Below are 19,835 nucleotides of genomic sequence, written 5' to 3' on the forward strand. Positions count from 1 at the left end.
AGCTGTCCGGAGCGGCCCGTCCGGGCTGTTCTGCCGCCAGTGGTGGCGGGGGTCGCTGACATGATGACGGAGTGCTGATCGCGTACCTGGACGAGTCCTACACACAGGACTTCTACTTCATCGGCGCTGCCGTGACGACACAGGAGAAGTGGGAGCAGCTCGAGCACGGCTACGCCGCTCTCCGGGAGCAGATCGCCGCGGATCACGGGGTGCCGGCGGATGTCGAGTTTCACGGGCACGAGCTGATGGGCGGCGCCGGCGAGTGGGCTCCTCTGCGCGGGAAGCATCGTGAGGCGGCGGGCATCTACGCGGCCGCGCTGCGCATCGCGCAGGAGGCAGAAGTCCGCTACCTGTTCCGGGGCGTGGACGTGAAGCGCCTGAACGCCCGGTACCGGTACCCGGAGCAGCCGCACAAGATCGTGCTGCAGCACCTGCTCGAGCGGGTGAACGAGTACCGCCGTGACGTCTTCTCCTTCGATACCGAGGAGGTGATCGTCGTCGCCGACGAGATCGCGACGCAGGAGGAGCACCGGCGGCAGTTCGAGAGCTACCGGTCACTGGGCACGCCGGGCTACCTGACGAGCCGCCTTAACCTGATTTCCTCCCCGATCCAGTTCGCGTCCTCGAGGAACGCCGCCGGGGTGCAGGCGGCCGACCTCGCGATCTACCTGCACCGGCGTCGGCAGACGGTGACGGAGACGCACCCGAAGTCCGCGGCGACGATGACGCGCCTGGGCGCTCTGATCGACGCGTCGACGTCGCACGACCGGATCTGGACGCCTTAAAAACGAAGACCCCGCTAGGCGGGGTCTTCGGCTGGCAACGTTCCGGGAACCGGCCCGTTGTGACGATCACGATACACGCGGATCCTGGACGAGTCACGGCGTCACGGGCGCCGCCGCTCGATGAGGATCGTGTCGCGCCAGCGGCCAGCCTCCGGCCCGTACGTCATCTGCGCGATGCGCTCCCGGATGCCCACACGCCGGAATCCAGCGCGGTCGTGGAGGGCGAGACTGGCGGTGTTCTCGGGGAAGATGCTCGACTGGATCGTCCACAGGTCCGCGTCGTCCGCCGCGGCGATGAGCGCGGCCAGCAGCCTCGATCCGACGCCGCGGCCACGTGCAGCGGCGGCGATGTAGACGGAGTGCTCGACCACGCCCCGGTAGACGGGGCGGGCCGAGACCTTCGACAACGCGGCCCAGCCGAGGATCTGTTCTCCGTCGACGGCGACCAGGCGCCCGACGTCGAGCTTCCCCGCGTCGAACGCCTCCCGCGTGGGCGGTTCGGCCTCGAAGGTGGCGTGCCCGGTCGCGATCCCCTCGCGGTAGATCGTCTCGACCGCCGCCCAGTCTCCGGGGGTCATCGGCCGGATCGCGGTCATGAGCAGCAGCTCCCTCCGGCGGATCCGATGTCGGTGGAGCAGACGCCGGTTTCGGGGAGCACGAGCTGGACGCGCCGGGCGGCGGCGTGATCGCCGGCGAGTTCGTCCGCGATGGAGCGGACCTGCTCGTAGCCGGTGGCGAGCAGGAAGGTCGGCGCACGGCCGTACGACTTCATCCCGGCGATGAAGAAGTTCGGCTCGGGGTGGGCGAGTTCCGCGACGCCGTGGGGGTCGACGGTGCCGCAGGAGTGCAGGTTCGGGTCGATGAGCGAGGCGAGGGCGCGGGGTGCTTCCACGATCTCGTCCAGGGAGACGCGGATCTCGCGCAGCATGTCGAGGTCGGGCCGGAACCCGGTGGCCTGCACCACGACATCGACTTCCACGCTCTCGCGCTCCTTCCGGCGGCGCCCCATCACCGTGACGCCGCCGGAGGGGGTCTTCTCGAGGCGGTCGATTTCGAAGCGGTCCAGGAGGGTGATCGCGCCGTCGCGGACGAGCTGGTGGACGGTGCCGCCGAGCTTGCCGCGCTCCTCGAGCTCGTCGTCGCCGGAGCCGAAGACGCGCACCGGGCTCGTGCCGCGGATCGCCCACGTGATCCTCGTCTCCGGTTCCTCGCGGGCGAGTCGAGCGAGCTTGATCAGGGTGTTCGCGGCGGAGTGGCCGGCGCCGACGACGAGGACGCTTTTCCCGGCGAACCGGGCACGGTCCGCACCGAGCACGTCCGGCAGTGCGTGGCTGAGGTGCTCCGCGACATCAAGGACACCGATTGGGTCAAGGCCCGCGGAGGCGAGCGCGTTGGGCGTGGAGTAGGTGCCGGAGGTGTCGATGACCGCGCGCGCGGTGACGTCGACGGCGCCCTCCGGAGTGTCCAGGCGCAGCAGGAACGGGGTCGCAGCGCGGCCGGTGGAGCGGGTGCGATCCATGCCCTCACGAGAGACGGCGGTGACACGGGAGCGGTAGCGGATGACCGGGGCGAGCTCCGGGGTCGCGGCGAGAGGAGCGAGGTAGTCGCGGACGAACTCGTGCCCGGTGGGCAGCTTCTTCGCTGCGGGGGCCTCCCAGCCGGCGGCGTCGAGCAGGCGCCCGGCGGCCGCGTCGACCAGGAACTCCCACGGGGAGAACAAGCGAGTGTGACCCCACTGCTGCACAGCGGCACCTGCGCTCTCACCCGCCTCGTAGACGATGACGTCGAGGCCGCGCTCGAGCAGCTGCGCGGCGGCGGCGAGACCCACGGGGCCGGCGCCGATGACGGCGACGGGCAGGCCGGTGAGGCGGCGCTCGTCGGTGCGGGGCGGGACGGTCAGCAGCAGGGTCATCAGGTGCACTCCTCAACATCGACGGTCATCGATGGATCGAGTCTGCCCCGGCATATCGATGGCTGTCAATGTGTGGGAGGGTGGAGGCATGGCGACGACCGAGCTGACTCTCACCGCGGCGGCGGCCGCGTGCTGCGCGCCGCTCGCGCGCGAGCCGCTGAGCGCCGAGGGCGCGGAGCTGCTGGCGCGAGCGTTGAAGGCGATGGCGGATCCGGCGAGGCTCCGCCTGGTGTCGATCGTGGCGTCGAGCAGCTCGGGCGAGGTGTGCGTGTGCGACTTCACGGAGCCGGTCGGGCTGAGTCAGCCGACCGTGTCGCACCACTTGAAGATCCTCGTGGACGCCGGGATCCTGGCCCGCGAGAAGCGCGGCACGTGGGCGTACTTCTCCCTCGTCCCCGGCGCGCTCGACTCCCTCGCCGGGATGCTCACCCGCGTCTGATCAGGCGGCCGTGACCCTCGCCGCGAGAGCGTCGACGCGCGCGGCGAGCTCGTCGTAGGCCGCATCGAACGCGGCATCCGTGCCGGCAGGTACCGGGTCGGGGATCGACCAGTGCAGCGCGTCCGAGCCGAGTTCCTCGTGCGCGGCGTCGCAGACGGTGATCACGAGGTCTGTGTCGGCGACGACGTCCGCGAGCTGCTGCGGGGCTCCTTCGGGTAGCGGGAGGCCGTGGCGTTCGGCGGTCGCAATCGCTCCGGCGGCCACCGCGGCGGCCGGGTGGGTGCCGGCGGAGGCGACGGGGATGGGGCTGCGCTGCGCCCAGAGCTGCGCGGCGAGCTTGGAGCGGGCGGAGTTCGCGGTGCACACGAACAGCACTCGCCGCGCTGCGGCGGTGGTCGAGGGCCCGAGCTGGTCGAACGCCCCGGGGATCAGATGGACGTAGCTGCGGCGCCGGTCCGCCTCCGAGCGGCGACGGAGGATCATGCCTTCGCGCTCGAGGACGGCGAGGTGGTGCGCGACGAGGTTCGAGGGCATCCCAAGACGGTCCTGCAGCTCCCGCGGCGCGAGGTCTCCGAGGGTGAGCAGGTCGGTGATCCGCAGGCGCGCGGGGTCGCTGAGGGCGGCGTGCCGGGCGGCGCGCGCTTCGAGTTCGGTTCGCTCGGTGTTCATTGACTCAATCTTGACTGAGTGATCGTGAGCGGTCAAGATGGCCGACGACATGGACACCACTTCCCCTCCTCCGCTCGCTCGTCGGGCCGTGGCCGAGTTCCTCGGCACCGGTCTGCTCGTGGCGATCGTCGTCGGCTCCGGCATCGCCGCTCAGACGCTCTCCCCGGACGACGTCGGTCTGCAACTGCTGGAGAACTCCCTCGCGACCGCGCTGGGGCTGGCGGTGCTGATCCTCACTCTCGGCCCGGTGTCGGGGGCGCACTTCAATCCGCTCGTCTCCGCCGTGGACGCGGTCCTCGGTCGTCGCGACCGCACCGGCCTGCTGGGGCGGGAGCTGGCGGTGTTCGTGGGCGCGCAGCTGCTCGGAGGCATCGGCGGCGCGGTCCTCGCGAATGCGATGTTCGAAATCCCGTCCTCGATCGCGACGACGGAGCGGGTCACTGCCGGGCACCTGCTCGGGGAGGTCGTCGCCACCGCGGGCCTGGTCCTCGTGATCCTCTCCCTCGCCCGTACGCACCGAGGCCCGCTCGCGGCGGCCGCGGTCGGCGCGTACATCGGTGCCGCGTACTGGTTCACGTCCTCGACCTCGTTCGCGAATCCCGCCGTGACTCTCGGCCGCGTCTTCACCGACACCTTCGCCGGCATCGCCCCCGCCTCCGTCCTGCCGTTCGTCGCTGCGCAGCTCGTCGGCGCCGCGATCGGCGTCGGCATCGCCGTGTTCCTCTTCCCGGGCGCCGCCCGGGCCGCCGGGGACCTTGTGGTCCCGGCCACCTCGACCTCTTCACACGTCTGATTCGAAAGGCCCATCTGATGCATCTCGTCGCTATCGGCGGCAGCGACGCGGGGATCTCCGCCGCGCTGCGCGCCCGCGAGCTCGACCCGTCCGTCGACGTGACCGTCGTCGTCGCCGACTCGTACCCGAACTTCTCCATCTGCGGGATCCCGTACTACTTCTCCCGCGAGGTGCAGCCATGGCAGTCGCTTGCGCACCGCAGCCACGCCGATCTCGAAGCCACCGGCATGACCCTGCGCCTGGACACCTTCGCGACGGACATCGACGTCGCCGGGCAGCAGCTCACCGTCCGCACCCCCGACTGCTCGCTCGACCGGATCGGGTACGACGAGCTGATCGTCGGCACCGGCGCCCTCGCCTCCTCCGCCGGCATCGCGGGAGTGGACGCACTGGGGCCGGAGGACGGAGTGCACGTGCTGCACTCGATGGGCGACACCTTCGCGCTCGAGCGGTTCCTCGACAGTCGAGACCCGCAGACCGCGATCATCGTCGGCGCCGGCTACGTCGGCCTCGAGATGGCCGAAGCCCTCACCGTCCGCGGCCTCCGAGTCACCCAGCTCCAGCGCGGCCCGGAAGTGCTCTCCACCCTCGACCCCGAACTCGGCGCCCTCGTCCACACCGAACTGACCGAGCGCGGCGTCGAGGTTCTCACCCGCACCACCGTCGCCTCGATCGAGAAGACCGCCACCGGCCTCGCCGTGCACGCCGACCACGACGGCACACCTCTCACCCGCACCGCTGACGTCGTCCTCCTCGTCGTCGGCGTGAAGCCGAACACCGACCTGCTCGCCCGCGCCGGAGCGTCTCTCGGCGCCGGCCGCGCGGTCGTCGTCGACGAGGCGATGCGCACGGGCCTGCCGCACGTGTTCGCGGCAGGCGACGGAGTGACCACGCACCACCGTCTGCTCGGCAGCACCTACCTGCCGCTGGGCACCACCGCGCACAAGCAGGGTCGGGTCGCGGGCGAGAACGCCCTCGGCGGCGAAGCCCGGTTCGCCGGCTCCGTCGGCACGCAGGTCGTGAAGGTCTTCGACCTCGTCGCCTCCCGCACCGGTCTCCGCGAACACGAGGCCCTCGCCGCGGGCTTCGCGCCGGCGACGACGACCGCGGTGGCGGACGATCACAAGCGCTACTACCCGGGCGCGCAGCCGATCACGATCCGCATCACCGGCGACACCGGCGACGGGCGCCTGCTCGGCGCGCAGCTCGTCGGACGCCTCGGCACCGAGACCGCCAAGCGCGTCGACACCTACGCGACCGCCCTGTTCGCCGGGCTCACCGTCGAGCAGGTCTCCGACCTCGACCTCTCCTACACACCCCCGCTCGGCTCCCCCTGGGACGCCGTGCAGATCGCCACCCAGACCTGGACCCGCACGAACACCGGAAGCAGCCTCCCCGCATGACCGAGAAGCACACCGTCCTCTTCCTCTGCCAGCACAACGCCGGCCGCTCCCAACTCGGCGCCGGCCTGCTCGAAATCCTCGCCGGAGACCGTCACACCGCCACCTCCGCCGGGCTCTCGCCCGCCGACACGGTGAACCCCGCGATCGCCGCGACCGTCGCGGAGCTCGGCCTCGACATCAGCGACCGCACCCCCCGCGCCGTCACGGTCGAGGACCTCGAGAACGCGGACATCGTCGTCGCCATGAAGCCCGGCCTCACGCTCCCCGCGACCCCGTCCGGTCGGTTCCTGGAGTGGAAGTTCCCCGACCCGACTGACTGGAGCGCTGAGAACGTCCGCCCCCTCCGAGAGGCGGTCGCCGCCCGGATCCAAGCCGAGCTCCTTACCTAGGCGCGTCAGGCGGCCGCGAGGGCGATGGCGGGTCCGCTCCTTGATGGCGACTCTGGACCATGCTGCAGAAGCGGGGTGACGGGATCGTTCGGCCGGGTCGGGGTGGGGGTGTAGGTCGTCTGGTCGCGGAAGATCGCCCAGATGACGTTGATGCGGCGCCGAGCGAGAGCGATCAGCGCCTGCTTGTGCGACTTCCCTTCTCCACGTTTCCGCTCGTAGAACGAGCGCGAGACAGGGCAGTTCCTCGACGCGATGAACGCTGCCTGGAAGCAGGCGTTCAACAGCCGCCGGTCGTAGCGCCGTGGCCGGTGGCGGTTGCCGGAGATCTTCCCGGAATCACGCGGCACCGGAGCGAGGCCCGCGAAGCTGGCCAGCCGATCGGGCGTCTCGAACGCGGTGAGGTCAGTGCCGGTCGCGGCGAGGAAATCCGCGGCGAGCCTGCGCCCGAACCCCGGAATCGACACCAGCAGATCCGCGGACCTGCTGTCCTGCAGAACGGCTTCGATCTCCGCATCGAGCTCTGCGACCTCGTCGCGGATGCGGAGCAGATCACGCGCGGATCGGCTCACCAACCGAGCCGCCGCGCCCTCCCCCACGACGACCGATGTCTGCTCGCGAGCAGCGTCGATCGCTGTCTTGGCCACGGCCGCGGACTTCCAGCAGCCCTGCCCCTTCAACCATGACGCCAGCCGGCTCTCGCCCATCCGCCGGATCGCTCCCGGGGTCGCGTATCGGGTGAGCAGTACCAGAGGTCCTCTGGTCGTCGCGTAGTTGAACGCTCCCTCGAGCGACGGGAAGTAGTGGACCAGGATGGCGCTCAGTCGGTTCACGGCGCGGGTGCGGTCGTGCACCAGATCCTCCCGTCGGGCGGAGAGCAGGCGCAGCTCCGCGGTGACCTCGTCGGCCTGGCGCATCAGCGTCATGTCTCGCCGGATCCGGGCCTGGTCGGCGATGATCACCGCGTCCTTAGCGTCGGTCTTCGCCTCGCCCCGGTAGGCACCCGAGGCGTGGTGCACGACTCGGCCCGAGATGTAGAACAGTGGCTGCGCGTGCGAGTTCAGGAGCGTCTGCAGCAGCCCCGTCCCGCCGTGGTTGAGGTCCGTCGCCCAGGCGACGTCGGTGCCGCCCGGCAGGGAGGCGACGTCGCCCATCAGGGTCAGGATCGCCGTTTCTCGGTTCTTGAACCGTTGCGAGAGCAGCTTGGTTCCGTTCGTGTCGATGACGACGCAGTGGTGTTCGGTCTTGCCGGCGTCGATACCGGCCCAGAGTTGTGGCATGCAGGGTCCTTCCGTTGAGGGGTGCGGTGCGCCGTGAACGACCGTGCCGGCATGTCCTTACGGGGCGATCTGGTCGCGTTTCTCAATGAGCGGTCCTGCCGTTGCGGGGTCCCGGGCGGCTAATCACGGCGTGCCATCAGGCGGCTGAAGGCGGTCAGCCATACCCGGGACCCCTGGCGCGTTCCGGAGCCTACAACTGCCCCGAATCCACGGAAATAACGGTAAGGAAGGCGGTTTTCCGCCTTCGCGACTGGAGGGCGTAGTGCAACCCGGAGGGCGGCGGAGTAGAGAGTTTCGGCGCGAGATAAGGGAGCGCAGCGACCGCGTGCCGAAAGTCTCGGAGGAGCCGGTGGCGCAGCCACTTGCGCGGAGAGCTCCGGTCGCAACGAGGGAGCGCAGCGAACGAGCCGCCGGAGGCTTCACGGCAAAGAAACGTGAGCCCACCGGGCGAGCCGGAGCGGCCGGCGCAGGCGGACGGGCCTCTGGGCGGCGTTCCGTCGCCGCTGCGCGAGCACAGCTCGCGGCCCGGAACGGGATACTTGGGAAGGGTGAGAGCCGCCCCTTCACGGGCGGCCCGAAGGCCGGCCCTCGCCCGATCAGCTCGGCGAGGACGTCTCCGTGGCGGCCTCGCGGGCTACATCGAGTTCGGCGGCGGTGTGGTGCCCCTGCACGTCGGAGTTGTTCACCTTGTAGGGGCGAGTGCCGTCGTTCCAGTCGAGCGCGACGGTCACGCTCTTGGGGTTCACGCGGGTGACGACGTGCCAGCCGAACCGGTGCTTGATCATGTCGCCCTTGGCGCTTGTCTCGCGGCTGTGGATCGTGACCTGTCCCGCGGCGGTCTGCGCCTCGCGGACGACCAGCCAGTACGACTTCGAGCCCGACGCTCTGCGCACACTCGCCCCACGAATCGAGCACGGGATGCAAGCCGCGAGCGGGGTCGGTCGGGCTGCTGGCGGTCGTCGGATCACGTCAACCAGTAAGCGCGCTGCGCGTCCCTCCGGGATGCCCCGCTGGGGCACTCCTGACGACCACCCGCCTCCGGCATCGCACCGCTTATCGGATGGATCGCCTCGATGCGTGTTCAAGCGAAACGACTCAGGTTGAAAGCCGTGTTCCCGACGCGTGCGACCCTGTCGAGATGCACGCCCCTCGGAGACATTTCCTGGCGATAGGCACGGCGTTCATCCGGCTCCTACGCCTAGGATTCGCCCGAGGGACGGTGAGTCATGGCGAGTTGGAAGAAGCTCCACGGCACGACTCTCACCGGCCTGGCTACAGCTCTCAGCGCTCGGCTTGAAAGCGAAGGCCATGCGCCCGGTCAGCTCGCCGGGACTCAGCCTCGCGGTCGGAGCGGCGGGCGTGGCCTACTGGCTCGCCAGCCCTTCAACTTTTGACCAGCTCCCCTCCCGTTTAAAGAGAATGCGAGCCTGACAATCTTCCCTTAGGGAATCCGCAGCAAGTCTGGTAAAAACTGCCGTCGGGCGCGTAGCGCCGAACCCTCTACGACGCAACGATCGCTCGAGGTCGACAGCATCGTCGGCTGAATCGCTACTGAGCGACAGTCTCAAATAGCGGTCCGTAGGTGAGCGATGGAGCCTCACCCAATCGCTCGGCCAGAGGTGTCAGGCGCTCTTGCAAGGGGTTACCCGCCAGCACGTGATCCCAGGCCGTCAGCGCTCGCACGAGTAGCGCCGAGGCCACGCGCAACCACATGTCCGCCTGCGGATGGCGGGCCTGATCGAACCAGCCGAAACCGGAAGGGCTGCCTGGATCTGCAGCCGTGTAGAGGTCCACGATTTTCGCGCCGGCGTGACTCACCCCGGATGCCATCCGGAACAGCATGTACAGGCGATCCGTGCCCGTGACGGACCTCGCCCTCTGCTGGAAGTCGTTGTCGGTCGTGTACTCACCGAAGCGGTTGAGCAGCTCTTTCGCGCGAGCCAGCTCCGCCCCGACCAGGTCCGGTTTCAGGTCGGGATTGGCCTGGCGAATGTTGTTGAGCAGCTTGCGCCTCGCCTCCGCACCTTCCCGCGTGAACCCCTTCCAGCCGTCCGGTGCCTTCAGGAGCCAAGCTGCGGTCGTCGCATCCTCCATCAGCGTGCGTATGACGGGAACAGCCGCGAGCGGCTGCTTCGCTTCATACAGCGTTGCGATCGCCCGGCCGCAGTCGACGGCGTGCGCGACGAGCGCTCGAACGGCGATGACGGTCTGCGTGTTCACAGGGGTGGAGTACTTCGTCACGGGATTGGCAGCGTGGTCGTCCCAGAGGACGCAGAGGCGACGCAGCGTATCGGTCGACTTCGTCTCCTCGAGCCACTGCTGGCGCCTCGTGTCAGCGCGCCGCTCCTTGGCGTCGCTTCGACGCCGTTGGTCTCGGGCGCGGCTCACTTCACGCGTCCCGAGGCATCATCAGCGTCGCATCAGCGATCCGAGCGTCCGCCACTGCGGCACGCTGCACCGCGCGGTACACGGTCCACCGCGCCACACAATACTGCTGCGCGAGCTTCGCGATCGAGTGGTTGCAGGACCGGTACTCCGCCACGAGGTGACCTTCGATTCTCGGGCTCAACTTGGGCTTCTTCCGTCGGAGCCGACCCTTCTCCTTCGCAACCTTCATCCCCTCCCGGGTTCGAGCGCGGATCAAGTCGCCCTCGAACTCAGCGATCATCGCCAAGACGTTGAATAGCAGCCGACCGATCGGATCTATCGGGTCATTCACCGTGCCGCCGATTCTCAGCCGCGCTCCCTTGCGTGTCAGCTCATCAGCTATGTCGCGGGCATCACTAATCGATCGGGCCAGGCGGTCGAACTTCGTGACAAGGAGGGTCGATCCGTCATGGCAGGCGGCCAGGGCCGCGGCCAGCGCAGTGCACGCGCGATTGGAGCCCGTGGGGCCCGAGTCGACGTAGAGGCGATCAGCCGGGACGCCGGCGGCCGCGAGCGCGTCGCGCTGCACCTGCGCGTCTTGCTTGTCAGTAGAAACGCGGGCATAGCCAACGAGGTCGGTCATTCTAACATTGTCCCAGTGAGCATCCCCCAACCGGACAATTCACCAGGCGAGTCTAACGGAAAGAAAAGAGAGGCTTCTCGGCGCGGAGGCGTGCAGGCGTGCAGGCGTCCGCAGCGTCCGGTGAACTATCTCTTTGCGGGACCGGCAGGCAGCAGGCTCGACGGGACATCCTCACGCTCCCAGCGAACAGAGAGGGTGTCCCTGCTACGGGCTGGCAGAATGAACACAACAACAGGTCGGACCCGCGGATTCGCAGGTGCCGGCCCAGCAACGGAGACACCCACACTGACGCCGCGCAAGCGATCGTCAATCGGACTAGCCGCGCAAGCGGTGGATCTCACGTTCTGCGAAAGACCTTCCTCACCGAAGATCGTCGAGTCACATGCTCCGCGTCCCGCGACGTCGAGCCGAAACCGCTCAGACGATGCATCCCGGCGCGGAAGTAGCAACGCCCCTAGTAGTCAATCGATCTAGGCGCGACTGCGCGGGCTGTCGCGCCGGCATCGAGACTCTTGTGAGCGACTTCCTCGCCGCGACCGGCACGGTCGTAACCTTCTCCGCCCTTCTGAGCGGACTCGCGACCTTCGGGCCGTGGGTCGTCGGAATCGTCTGCGCTCTTTTCCTGCTGGTCATGCTGGGGTCGCGGACAATCGACCTAGTGGCGCGGGCGATCGATACCGTCGTTGTGCCGCTCGTAGCCCTGTTCGGGAACAAGACCAGGAGCGGTAATGCCCGGGCTGTACTCGAATCGCGCTCCGGCGCCGTTGAGCCTAGGAGGAAGGGACCCTCGTGAGCGGGCGTCTCTAGCTGAGGAGCTGCACGAGGACGTCGGCGGCGACGTCCTCGCCCTCGATAGGGGGGAATCCGCTGACGGTCCCGGTCGCGTCGATGCCGAGCGAGGAGTCCGGGAACCGGGCGACGAGGGAGGCGCCACGATCCGTGACGTGGGTGCCCAGATCACGTCGAGCCGCCGTCGCGCCAGAGCCGATCGCCTGCTCGTGCGACTTCCCCTCGCCGCGTGTCCGGTCGTCGAGAACTCGTGACTCGGTCGTCTGCTGCACGCTGACCATCGCTGCGAGGCAGCAGGCGCGCGGTCCCGAGTACCGCCCGGTGACGATCGGGGACGGCTGCTGGATCGGAGCCGGCGCGATCGCGCTTCCCGGGATCACGGTGGCCGCGGGCTGCGTCAGCGCCGCGGGCGCCGTCGTCCCGTCCGACTCGGAACCGCACGGCCTCTCCGATGGGGCGCCGCGCCTGCGCGATCTCGACGAGTAGCCGGTCGCGGCGTACGGCCGGCTCAGCCGTCCCCTCCGCCCGGGATGTCCCGGACGACGCTTCAGCGCGGGTCCAGCCGGGTCGCCGCACCACCGCCCGAGGAGCGGCTGTGGAACCACGGTGCGTGGGAGTCGGCGTGATTCCCGCCGAGCACGGCGTCGCTCAGGTGCGCCCGCGTCTTCTCGCGCCGGCGCTTCATCGCCGAGGCCCAGGACCGGGTCGCGGAGCAGACCGCCTGACGACGGCGCTCCCTGGCCGCTCGTGCGCACGTCGCCGTGCGCGCGAGCGGCCCCGCGGCGGGATCAGAACAGGCCGCGTGGGGGCTCGATCGAGGCGAGGACGCCGGGGGCGGCGATCACGCTGAGGCGGCCGACCTCCTCCGGGGTCAGCTCGGGCAGGCGCTGCGCGAGGTCGAGGAAGCGCTCGATCTCGGACTCCTCGAGCACGTCGGCGGCGAGCGTGCGGAACTTCGCCACGTACTGCTCGCGGCTGAACGGGTGCGCGCCCAGCGCGTGCGCGTCCGCCACCGCGATCTCGTCGACGATCGTCGTGCCGTCCGTCATCAGGATCTCGACGCGCGCGCCGAACGCCTTCTCGCCCGGATCCGTGGAGTGGTAGCGGCGCGTCCACTCCGCGTCCTCCTGCGTGGTGACCCGGTGCCAGAGCGCGATCGTGTCGGCGCGGGCGGCCCGCTCGGGCGCGTAGCTGTGCACGTGGTGCCAGGCGCCGTCCTGCAGCGCCACCGTGAAGATGTACGGAACGGAGTGGTCCAGCGTCTCGCGGGACGCGGCGGGGTCGTACTTCTGCGGGTCGTTCGCGCCCGAGCCGATCACGAAGTGGGTGTGGTGCGAGGTGTGCAGGACGATCCGCTCGACGCGCTCGGGATCGGCGGCCTCGGGGTGCGTGCGGTGCAGGCGGCGGGCGAGGTCGATCAGCGCCTGGGCCTGGTACTCGGCCGAGTGCTCCTTCGTGTACGTGTCGAGGATCGCGCGCTTGGCCTCGCCGCGGTCGGGCAGCGGGACGTCGTAGCTCGCCTCGGCGCCGTCCAGCATCCACGCGATGACGCCGTCCTCGCCCTCGTAGATCGGCGACGGGCTGGTCTCGCCGCGCATCGCCCGGTCGACCGCCTCGATCGCCATCTTCCCCGCGAAGGCCGGCGCGTACGCCTTCCAGCTCGAGATCTCGCCCTTGCGCGACTGCCGCGTGGCGGTCGTCGTGTGCAGAGCCTGCGCGACGGCCTGCTCGATCGTCGCGACGTCGAGGCCGAGCAGCGTACCGATCCCGGCGGCCGCCGAGGGGCCGAGGTGCGCGACGTGGTCGATCTTGTGCCGGTGCAGGCTGATCGCGCGCACCAGGTCGACCTGGACCTCGTAGCCCGTGACGATGCCGCGGACGAGCTGCGCCCCGCCGATGCCCGCGTGCTGGGCGACGGCGATCAGCGGAGGGATGTTGTCGCCCGGGTGCGAGTACTCGGCCGCCAGGAACGTGTCGTGGTAGTCGAGCTCGCGCACGGCGACCCCGTTGGCCCAGGCCGCCCACTCGGGCGAGACCCGGCGGGCCGGGTCGACGCCGAGGACGACCGAGCCCTGGCCGCCGATGGAGGCGGGGTGCGCGAGAGCCTGCGCGCGGGCGGCGACGACCGGGCGGCGCAGGAGCGACGCCGTGGCGACGGCGGCGTTGTCGATGACGCGGTTGACCACCATCTCGGCGACCTCGTCGTCGATCTCGACCGGATCGGCGGCGACCTCGGCGAGCGCGTGGGCGAGCTGCCCGTGTCGCGGGAGCTCCTCGTCGCTGCGGTGGACGCGGACGTGGTGTTCGTGCACGGGCGGCTCCTTCGTCTCTCCCCCAGGCTATCGCCCGCCTCCGGGCCCGGCGGCGCGGGCAGAATGGGCGGATGTCCTCCCTCACGCGCGTCGCGGCGCTCGACTGCGGCACCAACTCCCTCCGCCTGCTGATCGCCGACGTGGAGGACGGCCGCCTCCGGGACGTCCAGCGCCGCACCGAGCTCGTGCGGCTGGGCCGCGGGGTCGACCGCACCGGCCGCTTCGACCCGGCCGCGCTCGAGCGGACCCTCGCCGTCACCCGCGAGTACGCGGCCGCCGCGCAGGAGGCCGGCGCCGAGCGCCTCCGCTTCGTCGCCACCTCGGCCACCCGCGACGCCGCCGACCGCGAGGACTTCCTCGCCGCCGTCGAGCGGATCCTCGGCGTCACCCCGGAGACGATCTCCGGCGAGGAGGAGGCGCGGCTCTCGTTCCGCGGGGCGGTCTCGGCCGTCGACTCCGCCCGGCCCGTGCTGGTCGTCGACCTCGGCGGCGGCTCGACCGAGCTGGTGCTCGGCGGGGCGGAGCCGGAGCAGGCGCACTCGATGGACGTCGGCAGCGTCCGCCTGACGGAGCGCCACCGCCGGGCCGCCGAGCCGTCCGAGGGCGAGCGCGCGGCGATCCGCGCGGACGTGCGCGCCGCGCTGGCCGCCTCCTCCGTCGACCTGTCGCAGACCCGGAGTGTCGTCGGCGTCGCCGCGACCGTGCTCACGATCACCGCGCACGTCCTCCGCAGCACCGACCGCGCTGCGCTCGAGACGTCCCTCCCCCTCTCCGACGTCCTCGCCGCCTGCGACGAGCTCGCCGCGCTCTCCCCCGAGGCGACCGCGTCCCTCCCCTGGGTGCGCCCGGGGCGCGAGGACGTGCTGGCGGCCGGCGCGCTGGTCTGGGGCGAGGTCCTCCGCGCGGTCCAGGCGGCCTCGCCGGGCGTCGACCGGGTCCGCTCGACCGCGCACGACATCCTCGACGGCATCGCGCTCGGCCTCGCCTGACGCCCGTGCCGGTCACGCGGTGAGGGCGCTCCCGGAGTCGCGGGGGAGCCGGGCGGCGGCGACGAGCGGCACGAGGGTCAGCACTGCGAGGGCGAGGAAGGCGACGCGGTAGGGGACGAGGCCGGGCCCGATCGCGGTGCCGACGGCCAGCGCCACCGCGCCCACCGCGACTCCGAGGCCGGCCGCGATCTGCTGCGTGGTCGCGTTCAGGGTGTTCGCGCCCGACATCCCCTCCTGCGGGACCTCGGCGAAGGTGACGGTGTTGTAGGCGGTGAAACCCGCCGAGCGCGCCACTCCGCTCAGCACCAGCAGCGCGACCACGAAAGCCACCGGAGTCGCCGGCTCGAGGAACGCCATCGCCGCCATGCACGCCGCCCCGACCGCGCTCGCCGCGACCAGCACCCCGCGGAAGCCGAGGCGCCGCAGCAGCGGAGTCGTGGCCGGCTTGATCGCCAGGTTGCCGGCGAAGAGCGCCAGCACCACGGAGCCGGCCTGCACCGGGCTCCAGCCGAACGCGTCCTGGAACAGGAGCGGGAGCAGGAACGGCACCGCGTTCACGGTCGCCCGGTAGAGCGACCCGCTCGCGTTGGCGACCCGGAAGGTGCGGAAGCGGAACGCGTCGAGCCGCACGAGCGGATGCTCGGCGCGGCGCAGGTGCCGCACGGCGAGCGCCGTGACGACGGCACCGGCGATCATCGGCACCAGAGCGCGTCCGTCGAGGTCGGCGCCGGTGAGGAGTCCGGCGGCTCCGACCAGCGCGCCGAGGCCGACCGCGACTAGCACCAGGCCGGTGACGTCGAGCGGAGGCGGTGCGCTCTCGGGGGTGGCCGGCACGATCCGGCGGGCGATCGCGAACGCGATCACCCCGAGCGGCAGGTTGATCAGGAAGATCCAGTGCCAGGAGGCGACGGTGGTGAGCAGGCCGCCGAGGAACGGCGCGATGACCGGAGCGACCAGGCCCGGCCAGACCAGGATCGCGATGGCGTGGATGATCCCCTCCCGCGGGGTCGCCCGCAGCACCGCGAGCCGACCGACCGGCACCATCAGCGCGCCGCCGACGCCCTGCAGGACGCGGGCGCCGACCAGCAGCGGCAGCGTGGGGCTGAGCGCGCAGAGCAGGGAGGCGAGGGTGAAGACGGCGATCGCGGTGATGAAGACGCGGCGCACGCCGAAGCGCTCGCTGAGCCAGCCCGAGGCCGGGATGAGGACGGCGACGGTGAGGAGGAACGCGGTGACGGTGATCGAGACCGCGGCGGAGTCGACGCGCAGGTCGGCGGCGATCGCGGGTGCGGCCGTCGTCACGATCGTGGCGTCGAGGTTCTCCATGAAGAAGCAGCCGGCGACGAGCAGCGCGAGGGAGCGGTGGCGGGGGTCCGTGCTGTCCTCCTCGACGTGGGGCTGTCGGCGGCGAGCGTAGCGCGGCGACGGCGCGGCCGCCGGGCGGGTACCGTCGCAGCATGAGCGCTGCAGCAGAGACCAGGACGATCCAACTCCGTCGCTACGAGCTGATGGACGGGGTGATGGACGACTTCCTCGCCTGGTTCCCCGAGCGGATCGTGCCGGCGCGCGAGGCCCACGGCTTCCGGATCGAGTTCGCCTACGCCGACCGCGAGGTGAACGAGTTCGTCTGGGCGGTCAGCACGGCCGGCGACGCCGACGCGTTCGCCGAGGTCGAGCGGGCGTACCTGGCGTCGCCCGAGCGCGACGCCGCCTTCGCGGGCGAGCCGAAGCGCGTCGCGGTGCAGCACGTGCGGCTGGTCGAGCGGATCGTCTGACCCGGGCGCCGTCGGCTCCTGAGCCCGTCAGCTCTGGGCGCGCCGGACGGCCGCGAGGACGCCTCGGACCACGAGCGTCCCGACCGCGATCGACCCGATCGCTCCGGTCAAGCGCGCCCAGACGTGCTTCGGCCGGTCGATCCCGGCGCGGTCCGCGGGCGAGGGGAGCGAGGCGGGAGCGAGCGTGCGCCCCGCGGCTCCCGCCTCGGCCATGTGCGCGAGCCGGCGCACGGCCTCGCGGTTGCGGATCCAGAGGAACGAGTGCATCAGCGGCTTCGGGATGAGCGTTCCCGGACCCTTCACGGGGGCCTCGTGCATCCGCACCTTCGCGCCGCGCGCGTGCGGCTCGACCTCGACGCGCACCCGGGCCTCGCCGAGCGGCCAGCCGGCGGCCTGGATGACCGTCCGGCGCGGCGGGTCCCACTCGAGCACCGTGGTGCGGTCGTCGATCACGAGCGGCCAGAGCCCGAAGGAGTGGTGCAGCTGCGAGCCCACGTGCGGGAAGTCCGCGTCGACCTTCCGCATCCGGGACGCACCGACGACCCAGCTCGGGAACAGCCAGCCGGAGGCGAGCACCGCGAAGACGGACTCGGGCGGGCAGTGGACGACGCGGGTGGTGCGGGACATCGCGGACTCCTTCGAGTGGTGGTGGGGCGCGTGGCGGCGCCGTCCCTCAGCCTGGCAGGCCGGGGGCGGCGACGGGCGCAGCGCAACGGCGGCGGCTCAGGCCGGGCGCGCCTCCGGCGACAGGTCGGGCGACTCGCGCACCCCGAACTCGTGCCGCAGCGCGCTGCGGGCGGCGTGCCAGCCGGCCATGCCGTGCACGCCCGGCCCGGGCGGGGTGGACGAGGAGCAGAGGTAGAGCCCCGTCGCGGGCGTCCGCCACGGGTCGGTCGTGGGGACCGGGCGCGAGAGCAGCTGCGCGACGCTCGCGGCTCCGGCGGCGATGTCCCCGCCCAGGTAGTTCGGGTTGTAGGCCTGCATGTCGCGGGCGGTCATCGAGGAGGCGCCGATCACGCGGTCGCGGAACCCGGGGGCGAAGCGCTCGATCTGGGCGGTGATCGCCTCCTGCTGGTCGGCGGGCGAGTACCGGGGGACGTGGGTGTACGCCCAGAGGACGTGCTTGCCCTCGGGCGCGCGGGTCGGATCGGCGATCGAGGGCTGCGCCACCAGCACGTAGGGGCTGCGGCTGTGCCGGCCGCGCTTCACGTCGCGCTCGGCGGCCGCGATCTCGGCGCGGCTGCCGCCGACGTGCAGCGTGCCCGCGCCGGCGAGCTCCGGGTTCGTCCACGGCACCGGCCCGTCGAGGGCGAAGTCGACCTTGGCCACGCCGTTGCCGTAGCGGAAGCGCTGGAGGGCCGCGGCGTACGCCGGGGGGAGCCGGTCCCCCGCCATCGCGAGCAGCGCCGTCGGCGTGCTGTCGACGAGCACGGCCCGGGCCGGGGGCAGCTCGGAGAGCGAGGTCACCTCGACGCCGGTCTCGACGGTGCCGCCGTGCGCCCGCAGGTCGTCGGCGAGCGCGTCGACGATCGACTGGCTGCCGCCGATCGGCACCGGCCAGCCGCGCGCGTGGGCGTAGGCGCCGAGCGCCAGGGCGGCCGCGGCCGTCGACGGGCTCGGCATCGGGCGGATCGAGTGCGCGGCGACCCCGGAGAACATCGCCGGGGCGACGTCCTCGCGGAAGCGCAGGTTCCACACCGGCGTGCCCTGCTCGAGCACGCGCAGCCCGAAGCGGATCAGCACGCTCGGGTCGGTCGGGATCCGCAGCAGCGCGTCGTTGGTGAAGCCCGCGACGCGGTCGGCCCGCTCGGCGAGCGGCCCCATCAGCGCGCGCCACGCCGCTCCGTCGCGACCCAGCGCCTCGGCCGTGCGGTCGAGGTCGCGGTAGGCGATGCCGGCGCGGCCCCCGTCGAGCGGATGCGCGTACGAGATCTCGGGGACGACCAGCTCGATGCGCCGGTCGAGCCCGAAGGCGCGGAAGAACCCGGACGCGAGCGCCATCGGGTGCACCGCCGAGCAGACGTCGTGGTGGAAGCCGGGCAGCGTCAGCTCCGCCGTGCGCGCGCCGCCGCCGATCGTCGCGTTGCGCTCGAGCACGGTGACCGAGAGCCCGGCCCGCGCGAGCGTGACCGCGGCGGCGAGGCCGTTGGGCCCCGCCCCGATGACGACGGCGTCGACCACGGTCACTTCCTCCGCAGGGCCGAGACGACGCCCACGGCGCCGGCGGCGAGGGCCGCGGCCGCCCCCGCGTAGCTCAGGGCGCGGTGGCGGATCATCCAGATCTGGGGCGTCATGGTGTGCGCGCGGTCGCTGAAGAGGCCGCGGGCGCCGTGATCGCCGGGGACCGGCTCGTAGACGTTGTTCGGGAGCATCGGCTCCGTCTTGTCGGGGGCCTGCTGCCCGTCGAAGGCGCTGCGGGCGAGGTACCAGTCCATGAAGCGCCCGGCGAAGCGGTCGCCGAGGATGGTGCCGGCGGTCGGCTCGCCGACCCATGTGCGGCGGCGGGGCTTGTCGGCCACGTCGGCGATCGCGATCGCGCCCACCTCGGGCTCGTAGATCGGCGGCACGGGCTGCGGGTGGTGCGGCAGCTGCGACTTCACCCAGTTGAACTGGATGGTGTTGAGCGCCGGCATGTCGACCTCGGACAGGCGCACGCGGCTCTTCGCGTGCAGCAGCTCCGCGGTGACGGCCTCGGTGAAGCCGCGGGCCCCGAACTTGGAGGCGCAGTACGCGGCCTGCAGCGGGATGCCCCGGTGCGCGAGGGCGGAGCCGACCTGGATGACGTGCCCGCGGTCGCGCGGGGTCATCCGGGAGAGGGCGGCGCGGGTTCCGTTGACGAAGCCGAAGAAGTTGACGCCCACGGCGCGCTCGAAGTCGGCGGGCTCGGTCGAGAGGAACTCGCCGAAGACGCCGACCATCGCGTCGTTGACCCACAGGTCGATCGGGCCGAGCTCGGCCTCCACCCGGTCGGCCGCCGACTCGACGGCCTCGCGGTCGGCCACGTCGGTCGGGATGCCCAGCCCGCGCCGGCCCTTCTGCTCGATCTCGGCGACCGTGGCCGCCAGTCCGTCCTCGCCGCGCGCCAGCACGGCGACGTCCCAGCCGCGGGAGGCGAGCTCGCGGACCGTGGCGCGTCCGAGCCCGGCCGTCCCGCCCGTGACGACGGCGACTCCGCGGCTCATGCGCGGGCCTCGCGGGAGGCGGTCTCGAGGCGGGGGTGCTGCGTCATGGTGCGGGCTCCTTCGTGAGGGCGCGGTGTGCGTCGGGAGTCCCACGCTAGGCGGGAGCGGCGG

General features: G+C 71.6%; 23 protein-coding genes. 9 read left to right on the forward strand and 14 right to left on the reverse strand.

Annotated elements, in window-relative coordinates; genetic code table 11:
- Positions 1-71: 71 nt before the first annotated feature.
- Positions 72-785: a DUF3800 domain-containing protein gene (locus tag C5D44_RS14450; protein ID WP_055794482.1), complete on the forward strand. Its 714-nt coding sequence runs from the start codon at positions 72-74 to the stop codon at positions 783-785.
- A gap of 101 nt (positions 786-886) precedes the next feature.
- Here C5D44_RS14450 and C5D44_RS14455 read toward each other — a convergent pair whose 3' ends face one another.
- A complete protein-coding gene (locus tag C5D44_RS14455) occupies positions 887-1,381 on the reverse strand; it encodes a GNAT family N-acetyltransferase (protein WP_055794483.1) in 495 nt (164 codons plus the stop codon).
- Positions 1,378-2,697, reverse strand: a complete 1,320-nt coding sequence (locus C5D44_RS14460) for an FAD-dependent oxidoreductase (RefSeq protein WP_055794485.1) — start codon at positions 2,695-2,697, stop codon at positions 1,378-1,380. Before C5D44_RS14460 ends, C5D44_RS14455 begins: the two co-directional genes overlap by 4 nt.
- Positions 2,698-2,785: 88 nt before the next feature.
- Between C5D44_RS14460 and C5D44_RS14465 the strand changes: the two genes are divergently transcribed.
- Positions 2,786-3,136 (forward strand): helix-turn-helix transcriptional regulator, encoded by a 351-nt coding sequence (locus C5D44_RS14465; protein ID WP_055794488.1) that lies wholly within the window; start codon positions 2,786-2,788, stop codon positions 3,134-3,136.
- Here C5D44_RS14465 and C5D44_RS14470 read toward each other — a convergent pair whose 3' ends face one another.
- Positions 3,137-3,805: a helix-turn-helix domain-containing protein gene (locus C5D44_RS14470; RefSeq protein ID WP_104282065.1), complete on the reverse strand. Its 669-nt coding sequence runs from the start codon at positions 3,803-3,805 to the stop codon at positions 3,137-3,139. It lies immediately after the preceding gene.
- 49 nt (positions 3,806-3,854) lie between these two features.
- On the opposite strand from C5D44_RS14470, the gene C5D44_RS14475 reads away from it, so the two are divergent.
- Genes C5D44_RS14475 through C5D44_RS14485 form a run of 3 tightly spaced genes read left to right on the forward strand, consistent with a single transcriptional unit; the run spans position 3,855 to position 6,390 of the window.
- Positions 3,855-4,598 carry an MIP/aquaporin family protein gene (locus C5D44_RS14475; RefSeq protein ID WP_181028834.1) on the forward strand — a complete coding sequence of 248 codons (744 nt, stop codon included), beginning with the start codon at positions 3,855-3,857 and terminating at the stop codon, positions 4,596-4,598.
- A 17-nt stretch (positions 4,599-4,615) separates the two neighbouring features.
- On the forward strand, positions 4,616-6,001 hold the full coding sequence (locus tag C5D44_RS14480) for an FAD-dependent oxidoreductase (protein ID WP_104282066.1): 1,386 nt from the start codon (positions 4,616-4,618) through the stop codon (positions 5,999-6,001).
- The gene (locus tag C5D44_RS14485) at positions 5,998-6,390 is read left to right on the forward strand and encodes a low molecular weight phosphatase family protein (protein ID WP_104282067.1); all 393 of its coding nucleotides are present in this window, start codon (positions 5,998-6,000) and stop codon (positions 6,388-6,390) included. The genes C5D44_RS14480 and C5D44_RS14485 overlap by 4 nt, the downstream gene beginning before the upstream one ends.
- 5 nt (positions 6,391-6,395) lie before the next feature.
- On the opposite strand, the gene C5D44_RS14490 is transcribed toward C5D44_RS14485, so the two are convergent.
- The 4 genes from C5D44_RS14490 to C5D44_RS14505 all read right to left on the reverse strand — a co-directional run bounded on the left by C5D44_RS14490 (position 6,396) and on the right by C5D44_RS14505 (position 10,677).
- Complete coding sequence (locus C5D44_RS14490; protein ID WP_258068002.1) at positions 6,396-7,667, reverse strand: IS110 family transposase; 1,272 nt, start codon at positions 7,665-7,667, stop codon at positions 6,396-6,398.
- A gap of 596 nt (positions 7,668-8,263) precedes the next feature.
- On the reverse strand, positions 8,264-8,560 hold the full coding sequence (locus tag C5D44_RS14495; protein WP_104277816.1) for a hypothetical protein: 297 nt from the start codon (positions 8,558-8,560) through the stop codon (positions 8,264-8,266).
- Positions 8,561-9,215: 655 nt separating this feature from the next.
- Positions 9,216-9,887 carry a DUF5677 domain-containing protein gene (locus C5D44_RS14500; RefSeq protein ID WP_146088063.1) on the reverse strand — a complete coding sequence of 224 codons (672 nt, stop codon included), beginning with the start codon at positions 9,885-9,887 and terminating at the stop codon, positions 9,216-9,218.
- 169 nt (positions 9,888-10,056) lie between these two features.
- On the reverse strand, positions 10,057-10,677 hold the full coding sequence (locus C5D44_RS14505) for a recombinase family protein (protein ID WP_104277818.1): 621 nt from the start codon (positions 10,675-10,677) through the stop codon (positions 10,057-10,059).
- 514 nt (positions 10,678-11,191) lie between these two features.
- Here C5D44_RS14505 and C5D44_RS14510 point away from each other — a divergent pair.
- Positions 11,192-11,470: a hypothetical protein gene (locus C5D44_RS14510; RefSeq protein WP_104256101.1), complete on the forward strand. Its 279-nt coding sequence runs from the start codon at positions 11,192-11,194 to the stop codon at positions 11,468-11,470.
- Positions 11,471-11,480: 10 nt separating this feature from the next.
- Here C5D44_RS14510 and C5D44_RS18350 read toward each other — a convergent pair whose 3' ends face one another.
- Entirely contained in the window at positions 11,481-11,738 is a 258-nt protein-coding gene (locus tag C5D44_RS18350; RefSeq protein WP_219815359.1) for a hypothetical protein, read from the reverse strand.
- A gap of 49 nt (positions 11,739-11,787) precedes the next feature.
- Here C5D44_RS18350 and C5D44_RS18545 point away from each other — a divergent pair, with 49 nt between their 5' ends.
- Complete coding sequence (locus C5D44_RS18545; RefSeq protein ID WP_258061468.1) at positions 11,788-11,952, forward strand: hypothetical protein; 165 nt, start codon at positions 11,788-11,790, stop codon at positions 11,950-11,952.
- Between the two features lie 61 nt (positions 11,953-12,013).
- On the opposite strand, the gene C5D44_RS18155 is transcribed toward C5D44_RS18545, so the two are convergent.
- Together C5D44_RS18155 and C5D44_RS14520 are read right to left on the reverse strand one after the other, a co-directional pair.
- On the reverse strand, positions 12,014-12,151 hold the full coding sequence (locus C5D44_RS18155) for a hypothetical protein (protein WP_181028835.1): 138 nt from the start codon (positions 12,149-12,151) through the stop codon (positions 12,014-12,016).
- 103 nt (positions 12,152-12,254) lie between these two features.
- Positions 12,255-13,778 carry an MmgE/PrpD family protein gene (locus C5D44_RS14520; protein ID WP_104282070.1) on the reverse strand — a complete coding sequence of 508 codons (1,524 nt, stop codon included), beginning with the start codon at positions 13,776-13,778 and terminating at the stop codon, positions 12,255-12,257.
- A 71-nt stretch (positions 13,779-13,849) separates the two neighbouring features.
- Between C5D44_RS14520 and C5D44_RS14525 the strand changes: the two genes are divergently transcribed.
- A complete protein-coding gene (locus C5D44_RS14525; RefSeq protein WP_104277821.1) occupies positions 13,850-14,767 on the forward strand; it encodes an exopolyphosphatase in 918 nt (305 codons plus the stop codon).
- A gap of 12 nt (positions 14,768-14,779) precedes the next feature.
- On the opposite strand, the gene C5D44_RS14530 is transcribed toward C5D44_RS14525, so the two are convergent.
- Positions 14,780-16,117, reverse strand: a complete 1,338-nt coding sequence (locus C5D44_RS14530) for an MFS transporter (RefSeq protein ID WP_258068005.1) — start codon at positions 16,115-16,117, stop codon at positions 14,780-14,782.
- Positions 16,118-16,224: 107 nt separating this feature from the next.
- Here C5D44_RS14530 and C5D44_RS14535 point away from each other — a divergent pair, with 107 nt between their 5' ends.
- The gene (locus C5D44_RS14535) at positions 16,225-16,542 is read left to right on the forward strand and encodes an NIPSNAP family protein (protein ID WP_104224531.1); all 318 of its coding nucleotides are present in this window, start codon (positions 16,225-16,227) and stop codon (positions 16,540-16,542) included.
- A gap of 27 nt (positions 16,543-16,569) precedes the next feature.
- Here C5D44_RS14535 and C5D44_RS14540 read toward each other — a convergent pair whose 3' ends face one another.
- From C5D44_RS14540 to C5D44_RS14550, 3 genes are all read right to left on the reverse strand, one after another.
- Positions 16,570-17,169 (reverse strand): SRPBCC domain-containing protein, encoded by a 600-nt coding sequence (locus C5D44_RS14540; RefSeq protein ID WP_104282072.1) that lies wholly within the window; start codon positions 17,167-17,169, stop codon positions 16,570-16,572.
- A 96-nt stretch (positions 17,170-17,265) separates the two neighbouring features.
- A complete protein-coding gene (locus C5D44_RS14545) occupies positions 17,266-18,723 on the reverse strand; it encodes a phytoene desaturase family protein (RefSeq protein WP_374954081.1) in 1,458 nt (485 codons plus the stop codon).
- A gap of 2 nt (positions 18,724-18,725) precedes the next feature.
- Positions 18,726-19,724, reverse strand: coding sequence for an SDR family oxidoreductase (locus tag C5D44_RS14550; RefSeq protein WP_104277825.1), 999 nt, complete (start codon positions 19,722-19,724; stop codon positions 18,726-18,728).
- Positions 19,725-19,835: the final 111 nt, after the last annotated feature.

This window comes from Rathayibacter sp. AY1B5 (assembly GCF_002932795.1).
In the GTDB taxonomy this organism is placed as follows: domain Bacteria; phylum Actinomycetota; class Actinomycetes; order Actinomycetales; family Microbacteriaceae; genus Rathayibacter.

Excerpts from the sequence above, each read along its gene's own strand:
- C5D44_RS14460 (WP_055794485.1), bottom strand. The coding sequence starts at position 2,697 with ATGACCCTGCTGCTGACCGTCCCGCCCCGCACCGACGAGCGCCGCCTC.
- C5D44_RS14480 (WP_104282066.1), top strand. The coding sequence starts at position 4,616 with ATGCATCTCGTCGCTATCGGCGGCAGCGACGCGGGGATCTCCGCCGCG.
- C5D44_RS14465 (WP_055794488.1), top strand. The coding sequence starts at position 2,786 with ATGGCGACGACCGAGCTGACTCTCACCGCGGCGGCGGCCGCGTGCTGC.
- C5D44_RS14490 (WP_258068002.1), bottom strand. The coding sequence starts at position 7,667 with ATGCCACAACTCTGGGCCGGTATCGACGCCGGCAAGACCGAACACCAC.
- C5D44_RS14455 (WP_055794483.1), bottom strand. The coding sequence starts at position 1,381 with ATGACCGCGATCCGGCCGATGACCCCCGGAGACTGGGCGGCGGTCGAG.
- C5D44_RS14470 (WP_104282065.1), bottom strand. The coding sequence starts at position 3,805 with ATGAACACCGAGCGAACCGAACTCGAAGCGCGCGCCGCCCGGCACGCC.
- C5D44_RS14505 (WP_104277818.1), bottom strand. The coding sequence starts at position 10,677 with ATGACCGACCTCGTTGGCTATGCCCGCGTTTCTACTGACAAGCAAGAC.
- C5D44_RS14485 (WP_104282067.1), top strand. The coding sequence starts at position 5,998 with ATGACCGAGAAGCACACCGTCCTCTTCCTCTGCCAGCACAACGCCGGC.
- C5D44_RS14475 (WP_181028834.1), top strand. The coding sequence starts at position 3,855 with ATGGACACCACTTCCCCTCCTCCGCTCGCTCGTCGGGCCGTGGCCGAG.
- C5D44_RS18155 (WP_181028835.1), bottom strand. The coding sequence starts at position 12,151 with ATGAAGCGCCGGCGCGAGAAGACGCGGGCGCACCTGAGCGACGCCGTG.
- C5D44_RS14550 (WP_104277825.1), bottom strand. The coding sequence starts at position 19,724 with ATGAGCCGCGGAGTCGCCGTCGTCACGGGCGGGACGGCCGGGCTCGGA.
- C5D44_RS14540 (WP_104282072.1), bottom strand. The coding sequence starts at position 17,169 with ATGTCCCGCACCACCCGCGTCGTCCACTGCCCGCCCGAGTCCGTCTTC.
- C5D44_RS14525 (WP_104277821.1), top strand. The coding sequence starts at position 13,850 with ATGTCCTCCCTCACGCGCGTCGCGGCGCTCGACTGCGGCACCAACTCC.
- C5D44_RS14535 (WP_104224531.1), top strand. The coding sequence starts at position 16,225 with ATGAGCGCTGCAGCAGAGACCAGGACGATCCAACTCCGTCGCTACGAG.